Annotated in this window: 17 protein-coding genes; 6 read left to right on the forward strand and 11 right to left on the reverse strand. The window is 62.4% G+C overall.

Going from position 1 to position 15,224, the window contains the following annotated elements; translation table 11 throughout:
• Position 1 precedes the first annotated feature (1 nt).
• The 10 genes from NEF64_RS19030 to NEF64_RS19075 all read right to left on the reverse strand — a co-directional run bounded on the left by NEF64_RS19030 (position 2) and on the right by NEF64_RS19075 (position 8,361).
• On the reverse strand, positions 2–844 hold the full coding sequence (locus NEF64_RS19030) for a TrbG/VirB9 family P-type conjugative transfer protein (protein ID WP_252575092.1): 843 nt from the start codon (positions 842–844) through the stop codon (positions 2–4).
• Positions 841–1,533, reverse strand: coding sequence for a VirB8 family type IV secretion system protein (locus tag NEF64_RS19035; protein WP_252575094.1), 693 nt, complete (start codon positions 1,531–1,533; stop codon positions 841–843). The genes NEF64_RS19030 and NEF64_RS19035 overlap by 4 nt, the downstream gene beginning before the upstream one ends.
• Before the next feature lie 402 nt (positions 1,534–1,935).
• Entirely contained in the window at positions 1,936–2,952 is a 1,017-nt protein-coding gene (locus NEF64_RS19040; protein WP_252575096.1) for a TrbL/VirB6 family protein, read from the reverse strand.
• Positions 2,953–2,978: 26 nt separating this feature from the next.
• Positions 2,979–3,284 carry a calponin homology domain-containing protein gene (locus tag NEF64_RS19045; protein ID WP_252575098.1) on the reverse strand — a complete coding sequence of 102 codons (306 nt, stop codon included), beginning with the start codon at positions 3,282–3,284 and terminating at the stop codon, positions 2,979–2,981.
• Complete coding sequence (locus NEF64_RS19050; protein WP_252575100.1) at positions 3,281–4,003, reverse strand: type IV secretion system protein; 723 nt, start codon at positions 4,001–4,003, stop codon at positions 3,281–3,283. Before NEF64_RS19050 ends, NEF64_RS19045 begins: the two co-directional genes overlap by 4 nt.
• A 30-nt stretch (positions 4,004–4,033) precedes the next feature.
• Positions 4,034–6,424, reverse strand: a complete 2,391-nt coding sequence (locus tag NEF64_RS19055) for a VirB4 family type IV secretion/conjugal transfer ATPase (protein ID WP_252575102.1) — start codon at positions 6,422–6,424, stop codon at positions 4,034–4,036.
• Positions 6,417–6,740, reverse strand: a complete 324-nt coding sequence (locus tag NEF64_RS19060; RefSeq protein WP_252575104.1) for a VirB3 family type IV secretion system protein — start codon at positions 6,738–6,740, stop codon at positions 6,417–6,419. The genes NEF64_RS19055 and NEF64_RS19060 overlap by 8 nt, the downstream gene beginning before the upstream one ends.
• 81 nt (positions 6,741–6,821) lie before the next feature.
• Entirely contained in the window at positions 6,822–7,187 is a 366-nt protein-coding gene (locus NEF64_RS19065) for a TrbC/VirB2 family protein (protein ID WP_252575106.1), read from the reverse strand.
• Positions 7,184–7,840 carry a lytic transglycosylase domain-containing protein gene (locus NEF64_RS19070; RefSeq protein WP_252575108.1) on the reverse strand — a complete coding sequence of 219 codons (657 nt, stop codon included), beginning with the start codon at positions 7,838–7,840 and terminating at the stop codon, positions 7,184–7,186. The genes NEF64_RS19065 and NEF64_RS19070 overlap by 4 nt, the downstream gene beginning before the upstream one ends.
• Before the next feature lie 233 nt (positions 7,841–8,073).
• Positions 8,074–8,361: a hypothetical protein gene (locus NEF64_RS19075; protein WP_252575110.1), complete on the reverse strand. Its 288-nt coding sequence runs from the start codon at positions 8,359–8,361 to the stop codon at positions 8,074–8,076.
• A 91-nt stretch (positions 8,362–8,452) separates the two neighbouring features.
• Here NEF64_RS19075 and NEF64_RS19080 point away from each other — a divergent pair, with 91 nt between their 5' ends.
• From NEF64_RS19080 to NEF64_RS19090, 3 genes are all read left to right on the forward strand, one after another.
• Entirely contained in the window at positions 8,453–9,334 is an 882-nt protein-coding gene (locus NEF64_RS19080; protein ID WP_252575112.1) for a DUF7146 domain-containing protein, read from the forward strand.
• Positions 9,331–9,930, forward strand: coding sequence for a thermonuclease family protein (locus NEF64_RS19085; protein WP_252575114.1), 600 nt, complete (start codon positions 9,331–9,333; stop codon positions 9,928–9,930). The genes NEF64_RS19080 and NEF64_RS19085 overlap by 4 nt, the downstream gene beginning before the upstream one ends.
• Before the next feature lie 159 nt (positions 9,931–10,089).
• Positions 10,090–10,812, forward strand: a complete 723-nt coding sequence (locus tag NEF64_RS19090; RefSeq protein ID WP_252575116.1) for a hypothetical protein — start codon at positions 10,090–10,092, stop codon at positions 10,810–10,812.
• A gap of 203 nt (positions 10,813–11,015) precedes the next feature.
• Here the strand turns inward: NEF64_RS19090 and NEF64_RS19095 are convergent, their stop codons facing one another.
• Positions 11,016–11,672: a GIY-YIG nuclease family protein gene (locus NEF64_RS19095; RefSeq protein ID WP_252575118.1), complete on the reverse strand. Its 657-nt coding sequence runs from the start codon at positions 11,670–11,672 to the stop codon at positions 11,016–11,018.
• A 317-nt stretch (positions 11,673–11,989) separates the two neighbouring features.
• Here NEF64_RS19095 and NEF64_RS19100 point away from each other — a divergent pair, with 317 nt between their 5' ends.
• The 3 genes from NEF64_RS19100 to NEF64_RS19110 are packed head-to-tail and all read left to right on the forward strand — an operon-like array spanning position 11,990 to position 15,072.
• Positions 11,990–13,783, forward strand: a complete 1,794-nt coding sequence (locus NEF64_RS19100) for an HsdM family class I SAM-dependent methyltransferase (RefSeq protein WP_252575119.1) — start codon at positions 11,990–11,992, stop codon at positions 13,781–13,783.
• Complete coding sequence (locus tag NEF64_RS19105; protein WP_252575121.1) at positions 13,780–14,844, forward strand: BsuBI/PstI family type II restriction endonuclease; 1,065 nt, start codon at positions 13,780–13,782, stop codon at positions 14,842–14,844. The genes NEF64_RS19100 and NEF64_RS19105 overlap by 4 nt, the downstream gene beginning before the upstream one ends.
• 3 nt (positions 14,845–14,847) lie before the next feature.
• A complete protein-coding gene (locus NEF64_RS19110; protein ID WP_252575124.1) occupies positions 14,848–15,072 on the forward strand; it encodes a DUF3489 domain-containing protein in 225 nt (74 codons plus the stop codon).
• Positions 15,073–15,224 lie beyond the last annotated feature (152 nt).

The raw sequence follows: 15,224 nt of genomic DNA on the forward strand, positions 1-15,224 counted from the left end.
GTCACTTCTCCGTCGTGCGCTCGACGACTTCGGATGCGGTGTCCGTCTTGGGATCACGGCCGTAGAAGCTCGGGCTTTCGTTGTAGATGCAGAGGACGACCTTGCCCCTGCGAAGGCGCATTTGCTTGTAGATGCCGTGGACGACCACGAACTCATCACGCACATCGAACGCGGCCGTCGCCTCGCTTCCGTCGGGATTCACCGTGAAGATCGCGGGGATTTCGCGCTGGTTCGGGAAGCGCAAAACGGTGAACTGACCGTTGTCGCTGATCTCCGACGGTTGAATGTCGGAGGAGCCCTCGACTTTATAATTCAGGTTGCGCTTGCCTTCGAGAACACCGAGGTCGAGCGCCACCTTGACCGCGCCGTTCTGTGCCGCCAGCGCAGCCGCGAGCTGCGCTTGTTGCGTGGCAAGAACCGCTTGCTGCGCCTCATACTCGGGATAGCGTAGCCGGACCTTGAAGAACGTCCCCGTCGCACGCGCACCGGCGACGGCTGTCAGCTCGAAGGTGTAGTTGCGCTTCGTGCCCTGAAACTCCGTCACGACGATGAGGTTCGTCACCCCGGCCCGTTCGCGGGGCTTCACGAACAGCGAATCGTCTGCCGGTGCGACCTCCCATGACACCGTGTCGCCCATCGCGACGAACTTGATGACCTCGCCAGGGGCGAACTCGATCTGCGTCGCGGTACGAAAGCCGCTGCGGATTTTGATGACATTACCGTCGGTATAGTTGACCTCGCGGATGCGCTGATCCGGTCCGAGCTGCCGCGGCGTCTGTTCGGCAAATGCCGACGCGGGCACGAGCGCTCCCAGCGATGCGGCCATAAGCAGGATGCTCTTCATCGTGTCGGCACCTCCGCATCGGCTCGGTAGGACTTCACTTGGAAACCGAGCGGGTTGGCGTAGCGTCCAGATTCCGTTTCCGGCTTGGACAGCACATTGAAAGTGATGGTCGCGATGGCCGGCGTCTCGATCACCTGTTGATCGCGTTCGAGGCGCTTCACGAAGCGAACCTGCGCGACGTTCGGTGATATGAAGGCGACCGATCGGATCGCGACAAAGACCGCATCGTTCGCGGTGAGCTGATTTTGCGGAGAGTCCGGGTTGTCCTTCTTGTAGAAGGCCGTCCAACGCGCCTGTTCCTCTCGCGTTGAGAGCGCCAGCACCTTGCGGAAGAACTCTTCGCGTGCCTGCGGAATCCACCCCTCCCGCGCCCGGACGTAATCGGCCAGGAAGTATTTCCGGATCGCCTCGTCATAGGTAATCGACTTATCGCCGCGCAGCTCTTGAGTGACGTCGGTAGCACCCGTCGATCGATCGACGGTGACGACGTAGGGTACGACCGTCTTCAACGGCGTGAGCGCCAACACCGCGGCAGCGCATATCGCCGCAAACGCGATCGCCACGGAGGCGACGATCCAGGCAACACGCCGCGAGCGCGCAGCGGTGACGAACCTGTCACGATCCCAGCCTTCCGCTTCCGCGAAATAGCTTTTGAGGTCTTCGTCGTTGTCTTTGACGCCGATCGCCATTGTCAGCAGCTCGCATAAGAGGTCGGGAGGGCCGCGCTTGCGGTCGGCGACGCTCCGATCGCCGGCACCCGCTCGTTGCTGGACGTCGGCCCTTGTGGGCTCGGCGTCGCGCTGGCGGGCGGGAAGAGATTGGTGGTCGGCGAGGGTGCCGAGGGGGCTGGTGCGGCTCCGTGCGGGCCAGGTGTGCCACGTGGCACACCTCCGCTGCTCGCCGGCGCCACAGGCGTCAGCCCCCTATCAGGAATGGTCGGAAGGACCGTTCCGTAGGGGTTTGCCGGTCGCGGATGCTTGCCGGTGCAGCGAGGGAGCTTATTTTCCTTCGCTGCGGCCACTGGCAGGGGCGGGGTCATCGCGACGCCGGCAACGATGGCCAGGAAGGGTGCGATCTTCATGCCGATGCTCCTAGTAATTGGTTCGGGTTAGTGACCCGCCACGAGCGCCACCCCCGCCGTTACCGGACCCGCTGCTGCGGCTGCGCCGGAAGCTGTCCATCGCGCGCTGCGGCGCGCCCGACCATGCGCGGCCAGCCATTGGTGCGATGTTGCCGGTTGCCGCATTGGCGAACTGCGTCGCCAGCGATGCGCCGCCTCCGCCCAACCCAGCCGCCATGCTCGGAATTTGCAGAAAGAAGAAAAACCCTAGTGCGTAGAAACCAAGGGCCTTCACCGATGCCAAAATGAGGGAATCGTCGGTGGTGATTGCATCAATGAACGTATTGGCAGCGTTGGCAATGAAGACGGTCACCAGTAGCGCGAAGGCAACGAGGATGACGTAATTCACCACGCTCCCGAGCCATTGAAAGAAGAACGAGCGCGTTGAGTCGAAGAGGAGTGCAGCGACGAAGAGCGGCCCGACCGCTGCAAGCAATGCCAATGCAAACAGAGCAAATGCACAAATAGAAAAACCTATAGCCGAAGCAAGAAGCGCCGCTAGCATAATAATTTCTTCAATTATCTTGCTGGCGATTATCTCATCCCAATTATTAGGAATACCAAGCAGGTTATTTCCTGCCATCTGCGTGTGTATATAGATTATTCGATCGATTTTAGCGATGGCGCGAGCCGATGTCTTCAGAATAACATCGAAAAAGCCACCAAGGCCGTTCACATCCGTCGCGCCAACGGCGTTTGCAACCTCACGCGGTAGGCCATTCATCGCAAGAAGGCCGACGGAAGCACCATAAAGTGTGGTTACGGCAAAGACGAGTGCGGCCAATTTCAACCCACGGTAGACGAACTCGCGGAAGGGGTACTCAACGGCACCACGCAAAATAGCGAAACCAAGAAGTATGATATAGATCGTCACTCCGACCCGCAGGGGCCCAGAGATCCAGCTAACAATCCCAGCATAGGTCGCGATAACGCCCGCCAAAGCGCCGTCCAAAAGATTGAACGTCTGCGTATAGATGTTGAAACCCATTGACCGCTCCCAAGACGTTCTGGCGTTTAGTTGCTGGCCTCTTTAAGCAATTTATCCTGTTCGAATTTACGGACTAGGATGCCTTTAGCAGCGTCGACGTTATTGCAGTTGCTCACCACCACAGATGGCCAAGATAAAGGCGGTCGTTGTGACCCCTTCCACGCAGTGCAGATGCCATCCATCTTCGCCAGCTCGCTGGCGTTCTGGACATAGTAATCCGTCGTTTGCAGCGGAAAATCTGAACGTAGATCGCCGGCGTGGGAAGATGATCCTTCTGAACCGCAAGCGGCAAGAGCGAGACACGTCATTATCAGTAGGCGAGAAGCGATCATGGGTTGGCTCCTGCTTCCTTGAGGAGCTTGCTCGTTTCACCTTGTTGAAACGCGAGGTAACGTTGGTAATCCGCCTCGGCTTTTGCGCGCCGCTGGATATCCACCGCCTGCAACGCCATCTGATCGTTCATCATCTGAGCCTGCTCAAGCTGTAGCCTAGCCGACATATCGGCCCGCTCGGATGCCGTGGTGGCGGTCGACAAGCGGCTACGCAGCTCCTCCAGACCCTGCCGCCTGCTGGTAACGGAATCGCCGACGTTACCGGCCAGACCGGTCGTCACGGCCGCCTCGCGCGCACCTTGCTCCGCTGCCGACCTGCTCGTATCGCTCGCATCTGCCGGGACACGACCCATGATGTCCCGATAGACTTCGTTCGCCTTGCCGCGCAGGCCGCCCACGACATCGAGGTTCCCGCTCGTGAAGCCGTCAAGGTTCGACGACGATACGTTGCTGGTCCGCAGAGCGTCTGTCTTTAGTTTATTGGCGATGCTGCTGATGTTGGTCGTATCGTTGACGCTCTGATAAAGCTGCTTCGCCTGCGCGATCTGTTGCAGGCCCTGATCGACTTGAGTCTTGGCGGCTAGAACCTGCTGCCGCGCCTGATCGAGCTGCTGCAACTGTTGAGCGAAAGCCCGCGGATCGAACACGATCCCGCCGAGCTGCGCGTGCGCGGCACTCGTGCTCAATAGGGCGATCCCGACCAAAAGGCGGGCGGTCATTCTCGCGCTACGCATGTTCCTTCTCCTCCTTCAGCTTGGGCGTCGACGTTGGTGGAAGATCGGCAGCCAGGCCGCCGGATCGGGACCGAACTCCGCGGCGGTCTCGACGGCGATCGGCGTCGTCTCGGCACGGCCGGACAATACCGCCAGCTCGTCATCAAGGCCGGTCAGGTCCAATTCGACCACGACACTGTCATGGCCCTGTTTCACGAGAAATTTGCGGGACTCCGGCGACAGCTCTTCGCGGATGAGCTGGTATTCAGCGTCGGTCAGAGAGAACCCTTCGACGTAATCGCGCCGCGATCCCTTCGGGTTCGGCAGCATGATCTGTGTCGCGACCTGTTCGAGGATCGAGTGTGCGATATCGCTCTTGAGCGCGTCCGCGGGGGATTGCGTGGCGAACACCATCATCGCGTTGCGCTTGCGGAATGTCTTGAGACCGTCCTGTGCGAAGCCCCGGAACGCCTCGTCCTGGAGAGCCTTCCAAAACTCGTCGATCGCGATGATCGTGCGCTCGCCGGTCAACAGCTTGTCGATCCGGTGGAACAGGTAGAGCATAAGCGGCGCCCGGACCTCGGCATTGTCGAGGAAGTCCGTCATGTCGAAGCCGATGAACCGCGCATCCAGCGTCAGCTCGTCCGACGGGTTGTCGAAAACCCAGCCCATCGAACCGCGCGACGTCCACTTCTCGAGCCGCGCACCGACGCCACCAGCATCCGCCATGCCGAGCATCGTGCGGAGCGCGTCGAACGATCGATCCTCGCGGGGAAGACGCATCACGGAAGCGATCCCCTCGTCGATCAGGCGCTCGTCCTGGACCGTGATCGGGCGACCTTCCGCCCTGACGAGCTGGCGCACGAACAGCGAGAGCCAGGATCGATCTTCCGCGGTGTTCTCCAGCGCCTTGAGGGGCGCAAAGCCCGTCGGGACACCGTTTGCGAGCGTCAGGTACGTGCCGCCCGACGCCAGCACGAAGATCTGCGCGCCGCGATCCTTGTCGATGAAGATTTGTCGCGCCCCGGTCTTCTCGGCCTGCGCCATCAGGAAGTTGACGATGACCGTCTTGCCGCCTCCGGTCGGGCCGACGATCAGCGTGTGTCCGATGTCCCGCTTATGGAAGCTGAAGAAATAGGGGCTGCGCGCGCTCGTCTTCATCAGCGCGATCGCGTCGCCCCAATGGTTGCCGGTCACGAGCCCGGCCGGGTACGTGTGGAAGGGCGAGAACGCCGCGAAATTAAGCGACGTGATCGGCGCCGGCCTCGCCCGCCATGCGAAATTGCCGACGAGCTGGCTCCAATAGGCGGCTTCCAGCGCTGCCCCTTCGCGCGCCGCGACCATGCCGGTATCGGCCAGCGCTGCGCGCGCGATCGACATATTGTCGCGCAGCCCCTTCAGGGATTCCGCATAAACCGCGAGCGTGAAATGGTGATCGCCCAGAACGAAGCGATTGGACATGAGATCGTCCGCAGCATCGACGAGATCGAGCATCTGACTGACTGCACGGTCGTCGGCATTTTCCATCTGCTTCTGGCGCAGCCGGAACCGCTCGGACGCCGCAGCACGGCCGAGGAAGGTGAAGGATTGCGTCAGCACGAAGCTGAAATCGACCGCCAGCAGGGACTCGAACTGGCGCGGTGTCGTGAACGCGGGATACTCGCGGATGCCGAAGATGCCGCCGAAGGCGCTCCGGTCGGCATCACGCACCTCGACGGTCTCACCGCCGAAGATGACCCGTTGGCGGTATAGCGCGCTCCCGAGATGGCCGCGGATGATGGGGACGCGGCGATGCCGCCCGGTCATCACCATCTCCGCGACTTCCATCGTCTCGGAGAACTTGAGGCCGTTATGACCGTAGATACCGAGCCGGCGCGGCGACAGGCGGTCCATCAGCCGCTCGAAATCGCGTGCCTTGTCCTCCAGCGCCTCCAACAGGTCGACGTCGATCGCATCGGCGTCGGCAATCGCCCTCGCCTTGTTCTTGAAAAGCTGGACCAGCTTGTCGGCACCGTGGATCGAGGGGCGCAGGACCAGCGTCACGAAGAAGCGGTTGATGAACATCCGCTCGCGATTCATCCGCGCGAAATAGGCGGCGTCCAGATCGCGCGCGAAGCGAGAGCGGAAGTTGCCGCCCGGATATTGCTCGACACGTGCCCGGATCAGGTGCGTCCAGATCGACAGGCGATCGTCGTGGAGGTTGCGGAGCATCACGTTGAGCTTCGCGTGCCAGTCGTTCAGATCGCGCACGTCCGCCGTCTCGAAGGCGCGGCCCTGCAGCTCGAACGTCAGCATGATCGCGCCGGAATCGAGCGCCACCACCTCGTCGGTGACGTGCCGCGCATAGGGCAGGAACTTGGTCGGCAGCACCTCTTTCAGCGCGACGTTCATCGGCACCTGTTCGGACAGGCGGTTGGTCTTAGCCATTGCGGCCGAACCCCTTGCGCTTGATGCCGTTGAGGGGGAGCGGGGTGTAGCTCGACCCGCCCCAAAACACCCGGTTGCGGTTCGCCGCCTTGGTGCGGCCCCACAGGAAGATGAGCCGGAAGGCATTGACGTCGTGCCGCACGACGAGGCGCGACAAACCGAACATCACCGCGGCGACGACGAGACCGTAGACGGGGTTCGATGTCCCAATGAGCGTGATGACCGAGCAGAGCAGCACGAACACCGCCGCCTCGATCGGTATGCCGGCGAACAGCGCAGGCCGCGTCACCGCCAGGAACAGCGGATTGCGTGCCATCACCTCCCGATCCTCGTCCACGCTACGAACTCCACTCGATACCGGCGGAAGCGGGCCGCAGAGGGCGGCCCGCTTCCAAGGTCAGCCGGCGATCTGGTCGACGATCCACGGCGCCGAGAAGATGATCGCGATGCCAATGACGACGGTGACGAGCGCGCTTGTGTTGACGCGGCCCGTCAGCCAGCCAAGCCCGGCTGCGATGAGCGCGATAATCGCGATCGTGCGTAGCAAGCCGTTGCTCAGCAGTCCGAGAACCTTCGTGCCGAACCCTTCGAGGTTGCTTTGCGCGAACGCTGGTTCGGCCGAGATCAGCGACGCCAGCGCGACCAGGCCGAACATTGTCAGGAAATGCCCCGCCTTGCGCTGACCGGGCGTCATCGCCGCGATGCGGGCGATGACATGGGATCGAAGGGCCAGCGCCGGGCCGCCGAGCGATACGAGGTTCATCGGTCTTCTCCTCCTGCGCGAGCCCGCGCGTATGCTGCCGTCGCGAACACGTCCCACGATGGCGGCGGTGGGGGTGGCGCAGCCCCTGGCTGCTCCGCATCGGACGTGTTTTCAGCCACCAGCGCCGCGAGCTGCGCGGACGCGCTCGCCGGCTTGCCGGTATCGGGAGGCGTCGAGGCGGCGATCCTGACCGACATGGGCTGGATGCCGTCGGAGAAGCCGGCATTGCCGACGACCCGGCCGACATAGCCATTGGAAAAGCCACGTGACTGCGACCCGGTATTGTACATGGAGAGAGCGATGCGGAGCGCGCGTTGGGGATGAAGCCCGGCGCTTACGCTATGATAGTTGCCGGAGATCACCGCCCCGGCCGCGGCGATGTTGGTGCAGGGCTCGAACACCGTGTCCCAGGTCAGCCCGAGGGCTTTCATGTTCCGCGAGCTGATCTGCCCGAGGCCGAGATCGACCGAATAGCCCTTCGCAACATAGAAGCGCGCGACCTCGATCGCTTGTGCGACACTCGTCGGCTGCGCGACCTTGCGGCCGAGGCCGTTGACGTTGATCGCCAGCTCTCTGCCCTGGCTTTCCGTCTGGACGATCGCCGCGATTGTTGCAGGTGCCACACCGGGCGCGCATTGCGCCGCGAGACCCATGATGACAGCGGCGGGAAGCGGCATTACCGCACCGCGCTCGCGCAGATCGGATCGGCTGCACGGACGGCCGATCGTGGGATCGTAGCCGCGACGCGTTCGCGCGTGGCTCGGGATAAACATAAGCGATTTGCCATGTTTTCACTCCACTCGTGAAAGCGAAGATAAATGACATTTAGTTCACCCGCTAGCCAGAAAGCGACAAAGGTTCATTCTGAATGAATTGGCCTACCCTGCTAGAAGGACGCTTCATCGCGCACGCCGGCGCATGGGTGGACAGCAATCGTGCCCTCATAGCCATACCCGATAACGATATGGCGGATTGCCGAAGATGCTTTCTTATACAGTCGGATACGTTTCTTGTCGTAGAGACCAACGTGGAACAGCGTTGTGCCGCGCCAGCTCACGCGGATATTGATGTGCCACTTGCCCGTTTCATGCTGACAGACATGAACGTCAGTGATCGTGCCGCCTGGTGGCCGCATGGTAGTCAGCTCGCGTTCCAGTATCAGCCCTAGTTCCATTACAAATCCGTTACAGTGATTATCCATGTTTTCGCTGGAACCATGTCCCACCCTGCGATAGCTTCATGTCGCCTGAAGGGAGTGTCCAGAGATGGCCTACCGTCGCACAGCGACAATCGAGGACCAAGCGGACCGTATCGTCCGCCAGCTAGGCGGGAAATGGCAGGGCGACTTCGCTATGTGCCGATGCCCCGCCCATGCCGATGGCACCGCCAGCCTGTCGATCCGCGTCGGCGAGCGGGCCGTGCTGTTCCATTGCTTCGCAGGATGTACGGCCGATGCGATCATGACGGCGCTGCGCTCGGGCAAGATCCTCGCGCCTTCCGACCACGACCCGGGCCAGCGTCAGGAGGGCAAGACCGATCACAACAAGGTCGCATTGGCGGTGTGGCGGCACGCCGAACCTTATGCCGGCTCGCTGGCCGATCGCTATCTGCGCTCGCGCGCGATCATCCCCGACGGGATCAATGCCCGGTTCGATCCGCGATGCCAGTTCGGCGCCGGTTCTGCGAAAGCGCTTGCGCCCGCATTGATCGTGCCGATCGAGGAGGACGCCGGCGTCGTCGCGATCCACCGCACCTTCCTGGCACCGGACGGCCGCGGCAAGGCCGGCATGCCGGAGCCCAAATGGATGCTCGGCAACCCCGGCAGCGGGGCGGTCCGATGGGGCGGCATCCCGCCAGACGGCGTGCTGCGCCTCGCCGAAGGCGTCGAGGACGCAGCGAGCGTGATGAACATGCTCGGCGCCGGCTTGTTCGTATGGCCCGTCCTGGGGATCGAGCGGTATCAGGCCGTCGCGATCCCCGAGAGCATCCATACCGTCGTGATCTACAGCCAGCATGGGGCCGAGGCGGCCCGGGCTATCGCACGCGCCACCCCTCACCTGACGGCGGGTGGCCGTCAGCTCGTCAGCAAGCTGCCGCCCCATGCCGGCGACTGGAACGACCTCTTGCGCGAGATCCGCGCGATATGAAGCTCTTTCCGGGCGTGCCCCGGCATCAGAAGTGGATGATGGGCGTGACGTTCGTCATCGTCGCGGTCTACTCGATTTCGCATAACAAGGAGCAGCTTGCCGAGGCGACCAGGACCCGGCTCACCTCGCCCACACCGCGGATCATAGACGGCGATACGGCCGAGTTCCCCAACGGGCGGGTTCGGATCGTCGGAATCGATGCGCCAGATGATGATCGTCCCCAGCTCAAGGCGATCGCGACCGATGCGTTGCAGCGTCTGGCAGCGCGTGACGGCGGCTTGGATTGTTCGGCGTCGATGTTCGATTATGCGTTGCGGCGCGAAAACCAGTGCCGGACCGATCCGAAGAGCTATGGCCGGTTGAACCTGTCGTGTCGTTTTCCCGCGAACAAGGCCAGCGTGGGAGCGTCGATGGTCGCGCAAGGGTATGCGGTGGACTATCGGATGTATTCCGGCGGTGCCTATGTGGACCTGATGAAAAACGCCGCTGTCCAGCGTGCTGGTCTGTGGGGCGTCGACTACGAAGCGATGCGGCAACTCGCGATCGAACGGGCGACCGTGCCGGACGGATGCGCGGTCGAGACGATCAAGAAGTAGGCGGGGCCTGCCTTCGGCCCGCGCTCTACTGCGCGCCGCTGACGCGCCGCTCCGCGGAACCCCGGATGGGTTCCGCCCTACCGGGTGACGATCGGCTAGGCTGATGCGGGCCGCCCTGGTCGGGCGGGTGTAATTCGATAGGTAAAGGGAACGCGATTGATGCAGTTCGACAAGGCCACCATCCACAATCTTGCGGCTGAGATGTTCTGGCGTATGGCCGAGGACATAGGTGTTGGAGAAGCCAACAAACGCGTTCTCGCAACCGAGGGACGATGCCTTCTCGAGCATCCCGTCGACAATGATCTGTGGCGGGAATATCCACTCACCTCGTTACCCGACGACGAAGCTAGCCGCGTCCTCAAAGCCGTATCGTTCGAAGCGTTCGACTATACCCGAGCTGAGCAGAACATGATCGGCCCGGTATTCCTTGAGGACCGGGAATCCGGTCGCTCCCCCAGCGCCGCGGCCATCGACACGCAGCCGCTCGCCAAGACGCCCACCACCTTCACCAGCAACGATCCAATCGAGCGGATTGGGCGTCTGTGCCTCCGTCACCCCCTCCCCGCTGTCGTCTTCGCCGATCGCAAGCCGCAAGGCGGCATCATTCAGGTCGACGATACCGCGACCGCGCTTGGCTTCGACTTGCCTATGTTTCTGGCGCTCACAGGCTGCCAGCCTGCTCCCGACGAAACGGTGATCCTGACCGGCTACTTCCACATTCCCGCGTCCGATGTCGCTACTGGCGACCTCTGGAACCATGTCATCCAGAACTCGACACGAGCCGTGTCCGGCGTCGCCATTTTTCGCCCCGAAGGTCAGCTCGTCATCGACTACGAGTGGGATGCGCCGGCCAAGCGACGGTCATGGTTCCGCCGATCCTGACATCAGAGCTGCCAATCGTGCGGAGGTGTGCCACGTGGCACAACCGACGGTCGGCACATAAGCCAAGACCGCCCTTTGGGGCGGCCTTGGTAGTTAGTACCCTCTCGGGAAACGGTCATCCCATACGAGAGCCGCGAGTCTCGCCTAAGTAGAACTCCTTCAATCACGTATCAATCGCGCAAACCCAGCGAAGCTCCCAGGCGTCAGCTATCCGGATCTGCAATCGGGTAGGTGGCGTCGTACAGCGTGCTGATCGGTACGCTATCAAAGGACCAGTGCCGCCCGGGCGCGACGGCATATTCTGCCCCAGACACAATCTGCTGCGCACGAGTCAGAGAGACAACCTCATCGCGCAAGCGCACCTTCTTCGGCTCGACAACCTCTACGGTTTCGCTGGTCGCTATGTGGATCAACGTAGATCCGACAGGCACCCCCATCTCGACGAAGTTCAGTGGTGGACGTCGTTTGCGTTCGAATGCTTGGGCAGCGGCTAACGTGCCGGGCTCAGACGCCTCCACGGCCTGCTCGACAGCGCGCTCGGTTTGTGGCGTTAAATCCCGTCCAGGAAATGCATTGATGATCGCTATGGCTCGTTCCGGCGCGATGCTGAAGAATTCGCGCGCGGGATTCACCCGATCGGGACCGAAGGCGATATGCAGCGCGCGTTCGACTACGTGGGCATCGTGAACGGTGCGGGCAACGGCCACCTTAAAAGGCAGAGGAATGCCTGTGGCCCTGCTCAGCTCCGCTACACGCCGTTCTACCCCATCCCCTGATGTCCGGCCTATCTTGACCATATTGGGCATGGCATCGTTGGTGAGAACGTACACGATGCCACCCTGTTCTTCCGCGTAATCCATCCGACCATCCTAGTTCAAAACTGGCGTACCCGCGCAAGGAGAGTTGCAAGCCATTTCGCTTGCAACTCGTATTACAGGGCAATACCAGAACATACGGTGTGCGCCGGAGAGGCATATGGCAGACGATATTGTGGTGACAGTGCGGGTTCCAAAAACCCTCGTGCAGCGCGCGCGGAAGGTTGCTGATAGCCGAGACGAGACGATGAGTCAGGTTATCCGGCGTAGTTTGCGCGGCTACGTGGGACACGCGGCGAAATCGATAGAGAATGAGGACGCAGCCTGATGTCACTACCCAAGCGCCAAGCGTCCCAGGCAGCATGAGCGCGGCGTTATCCAAACCCAAAGCGCGCCGGGCACCCAAGGCTCCCGACCTTGAGCCGATACGTCTCGAGTTATCACGTGCCCGCTTTGTCGCGCGTGCCTGGTCCGAGACTATTCCCGAAGCGCGCCGTACAGACCAAGCCGCGCTATTCGCACGCGCCGCGCTCGAGGAGTTTGCCGGTGAAGCCGCGCCGGCGCTGAAATTGAGCCCTCCCTTTGTTGCGGTAAAGGGCAGGCTCGACAACACAGCCCAAGAGCTCGCCCGCTCGATGGGACGCCTTGCCGCCAGCCTGCCGGCGATCGAGGGCTGTAATGCACTTACCAGCCTCTATACGACGCTGCTCCCAGGCAAGGAGCGCAGCGCGCTTGGCGCTTTCTATACCCCGGCCGCACTGACCCAGCGCCTGCTTGATCTGGCAACAGAGGGCGGCGTTGACTGGAAAACAGCGCGTGTTCTTGATCCGGCAAGCGGAGGCGGCGCGTTCCTGCTGGAGGCGGCGGTCCGAATGCGCGATAGCCTCGCCGGTAGCGAACCGGCCTTCATCCTCGCGCAGCTTGGCACACGGCTTTCCGGCATGGAGTTGGACCCGCATGCAGCCTCCCTTTCGCAAGGCGCGCTCGAGATCGCGCTTGCGGACTTGTCTCAGGCGAGCGGCCGCGATGTGCCAATTTTCGTGAAGGTCTGCGACACGCTCGAGGAGGAGCCGAGTGCTAGTTATGACCTCGTCGTCGGCAATCCGCCTTATGGAAGGGTGCAGCTGACAAGCGCGCAGCGGGTCCGATACGCACGCAGCCTTTACGGTCACGCCAATCTCTATGGCGTATTCACCGATATCGCTCTGCGATGGGCGCGTCCTGGTGGTGTGATCGCCTATCTCACTCCGACGAGCGTGCTAGGCGGGCAGTATTACGCCGCTTTACGAAAGCTGCTGGCCAAGGAAGCGCCGCCTGTCGCGATCGACTTCGTACATGCGCGTAAGGGCGTGTTTGAAGACGTGCTGCAGGAAACGCTGCTGGCGCTCTATCAAAAGGGCGGCGACCGCACCCGTTTTCAGGTGCATTACCTCAACGTCGATAACGAGCGGCAGGCCCGGCTCAACAAGAACGGCAAGGTCGGCCTGCCCGCCGATGCCGGCGCGCCCTGGCTGGCGCCGCGGGAGCCCGCTCACGTCGGGCTCATCACCGCGGCCGAGAACCAGTCCTCCCGACTTTCCGATTGGGGCTACGGCGTATCGACCGGACCGCTTGTCTGGAACCGCTTCAAGCCGCAGATGCGCGCTAGGGCCGGCCGCGGCCTGCATCCCCTCATCTGGGCGGAGGCCGTGACCGCGGATGGCCGCTTTATCTTCCGGGCTGATCGACGAAACCACGCGCCGTTCTTCAAGCTGGAGAAAGGCGACGATTGGCTGATCGTCAATCGGAGCTGCGTGCTGGTGCAACGCACCACAGCCAAGGAGCAGCAGCGCCGCCTTATTGCGGCCGAGCTGCCGCAGGAGTTCATCGACACGCATGGGGGCGTCATCGTCGAAAACCATCTTAACATGGTGCGTGCGATCGGCGCGCCGAAAGTCTCGCCAGCGACCGTCGCCGCCGTGCTCAACAGCGACACGATCGACCAGGTTTTCCGCTGTATCAGCGGCAGTGTCGCCGTGTCGGCCTTCGAGCTAGCGGCGATCCCCCTACCCCCGGTTTCGGCGATGGCGGCAATCGAGCGCCTAGTCAAAAAGGGCGCGACCCGTACCGCGATCGAGAAATCGCTGCGCAGCATTTACGGGCTAGACAAAGCATGAGCCTCCCCCCGCTCCTGTCCTGGCAAGACATTCACGGGCGCCTGCCGACCATCTTTCCGGAAGGATCGGCCAACCGCGACCATTCGATTTGGGAAATCTCCGCAAAGACCATGTTCGTCATGATCTACGCCGGCGCAATCGAAGGCACCGACCTCTGGATACGCCCCGACCAGGTGACGCGCATGACGACAGCGCAGTCCGAGCAGACGGAAGACAATGCGCGCCTGGCGTGGGCTAAGGATTCCATCCGCCCGAGCAAGGCCGACGTGCCGGGGCGCTGGTATGCGGTCAACACGCGCGAATCCATCCGCGACGACACGATCCGCTATGCCCTCATTGTCAACGGCGCGGTGATCGAGCGGCCCGGGCTCGCGACCACATCGCCAGCAGGCCGCTATGCGCTGCAGGGTGACTTCGCCGCGCTCATGGCCCCGGACCTCGACGAGGCCACTTTCACCGCCAAAGCCGCCGCATGGCGGGAAAAGCATCTGAACAAGGGCGCCCTTGCCCGCATTGCCATCGTCCGCAAGGGTGCGGCCGGGGGCGGCGAATATGAACTCGTCACGTTCCCGAATGGCGAGACGCGGCGCATGTCCACCGGCGCCAGCGCCGACATTTCCAAGGCCGTCATCGAGGTTTTCGCGCCGAAGTTCCTGCAAAAGCCGGGCGTGATCGCGCTGAGTGAGAGCGGCAACAAGGTTGTCGCCCGTGACGACGAACTGGCGAAGGCCATCGGTCTGACGATCCCGGCCGACAAGAGCCTGCCCGATATCGTTCTCGTCGATCTCGGCCCCGCCCACCCCCTCCTCGTTTTTGTCGAGGTCGTGCATACCGATGGGCCGGTCAACGAGGCCCGGAAGACCGCCCTGCTGCAGATTTCCGAGGGTGCCGGCTTTCCGCCCGAGCATGTCGCGTTTGTCACCGCCTATCTTGATCGCGGCGGCCAGCCCTTCCGGAAGACCGTCAGCAGCCTGGCATGGGGTAGCTACGCCTGGTTCGCGTCGGAGCCGGATTGCCTCATCGCGTTTAGCGGAAAGCCGCTCCCGATCGAAGGCGGGTAAACGATGCCACGTGTGGGGACGAAGCAGGCGGCCTTTATTGGCCTTCTCGGTCGCCCGGACGGCGCGACCATTCGCGAGCTGACCGAGGAGACAGGCTGGCGCCCCAATACGGTCCATTCGGCATTTGTCACGCTGCGAAAGCAGGGCTGGCAGATTTCGGTCGAGCAGAAGGCTGCGGAAAAACGCTACCAGTTAACAGCGGGACCGGACCTTCTAAACCAAGGGTAGACGCCAGATAACATCTCGGCGGCCTAATTCCGTGCCGCGAAGCGCAGCGTGCGCGTCGCAAAGCCCACCAGTTCCTGATCGTTGATCGCCGCGGTTTCCCATGCCGGATTCGTGTCGTGGTGAAATCGGTTGGCGTAGTCGAGCAGCGCGCG

It is taken from the genome of Sphingomonas aerolata (assembly GCF_023935825.1).
Classification (GTDB): Bacteria; Pseudomonadota; Alphaproteobacteria; order Sphingomonadales; family Sphingomonadaceae; genus Sphingomonas; species Sphingomonas aerolata.

Excerpts from the sequence above, each read along its gene's own strand:
- NEF64_RS19065 (WP_252575106.1), bottom strand. The coding sequence starts at position 7,187 with ATGAACCTCGTATCGCTCGGCGGCCCGGCGCTGGCCCTTCGATCCCAT.
- NEF64_RS19085 (WP_252575114.1), top strand. The coding sequence starts at position 9,331 with ATGAAGCTCTTTCCGGGCGTGCCCCGGCATCAGAAGTGGATGATGGGC.
- NEF64_RS19090 (WP_252575116.1), top strand. The coding sequence starts at position 10,090 with ATGCAGTTCGACAAGGCCACCATCCACAATCTTGCGGCTGAGATGTTC.
- NEF64_RS19040 (WP_252575096.1), bottom strand. The coding sequence starts at position 2,952 with ATGGGTTTCAACATCTATACGCAGACGTTCAATCTTTTGGACGGCGCT.
- NEF64_RS19100 (WP_252575119.1), top strand. The coding sequence starts at position 11,990 with ATGAGCGCGGCGTTATCCAAACCCAAAGCGCGCCGGGCACCCAAGGCT.
- NEF64_RS19030 (WP_252575092.1), bottom strand. The coding sequence starts at position 844 with ATGAAGAGCATCCTGCTTATGGCCGCATCGCTGGGAGCGCTCGTGCCC.
- NEF64_RS19045 (WP_252575098.1), bottom strand. The coding sequence starts at position 3,284 with ATGATCGCTTCTCGCCTACTGATAATGACGTGTCTCGCTCTTGCCGCT.
- NEF64_RS19110 (WP_252575124.1), top strand. The coding sequence starts at position 14,848 with ATGCCACGTGTGGGGACGAAGCAGGCGGCCTTTATTGGCCTTCTCGGT.
- NEF64_RS19095 (WP_252575118.1), bottom strand. The coding sequence starts at position 11,672 with ATGGATTACGCGGAAGAACAGGGTGGCATCGTGTACGTTCTCACCAAC.
- NEF64_RS19075 (WP_252575110.1), bottom strand. The coding sequence starts at position 8,361 with ATGGAACTAGGGCTGATACTGGAACGCGAGCTGACTACCATGCGGCCA.
- NEF64_RS19105 (WP_252575121.1), top strand. The coding sequence starts at position 13,780 with ATGAGCCTCCCCCCGCTCCTGTCCTGGCAAGACATTCACGGGCGCCTG.
- NEF64_RS19080 (WP_252575112.1), top strand. The coding sequence starts at position 8,453 with ATGGCCTACCGTCGCACAGCGACAATCGAGGACCAAGCGGACCGTATC.
- NEF64_RS19055 (WP_252575102.1), bottom strand. The coding sequence starts at position 6,424 with ATGGCTAAGACCAACCGCCTGTCCGAACAGGTGCCGATGAACGTCGCG.
- NEF64_RS19060 (WP_252575104.1), bottom strand. The coding sequence starts at position 6,740 with ATGGCACGCAATCCGCTGTTCCTGGCGGTGACGCGGCCTGCGCTGTTC.
- NEF64_RS19035 (WP_252575094.1), bottom strand. The coding sequence starts at position 1,533 with ATGGCGATCGGCGTCAAAGACAACGACGAAGACCTCAAAAGCTATTTC.
- NEF64_RS19050 (WP_252575100.1), bottom strand. The coding sequence starts at position 4,003 with ATGACCGCCCGCCTTTTGGTCGGGATCGCCCTATTGAGCACGAGTGCC.
- NEF64_RS19070 (WP_252575108.1), bottom strand. The coding sequence starts at position 7,840 with ATGGGTCTCGCGGCGCAATGCGCGCCCGGTGTGGCACCTGCAACAATC.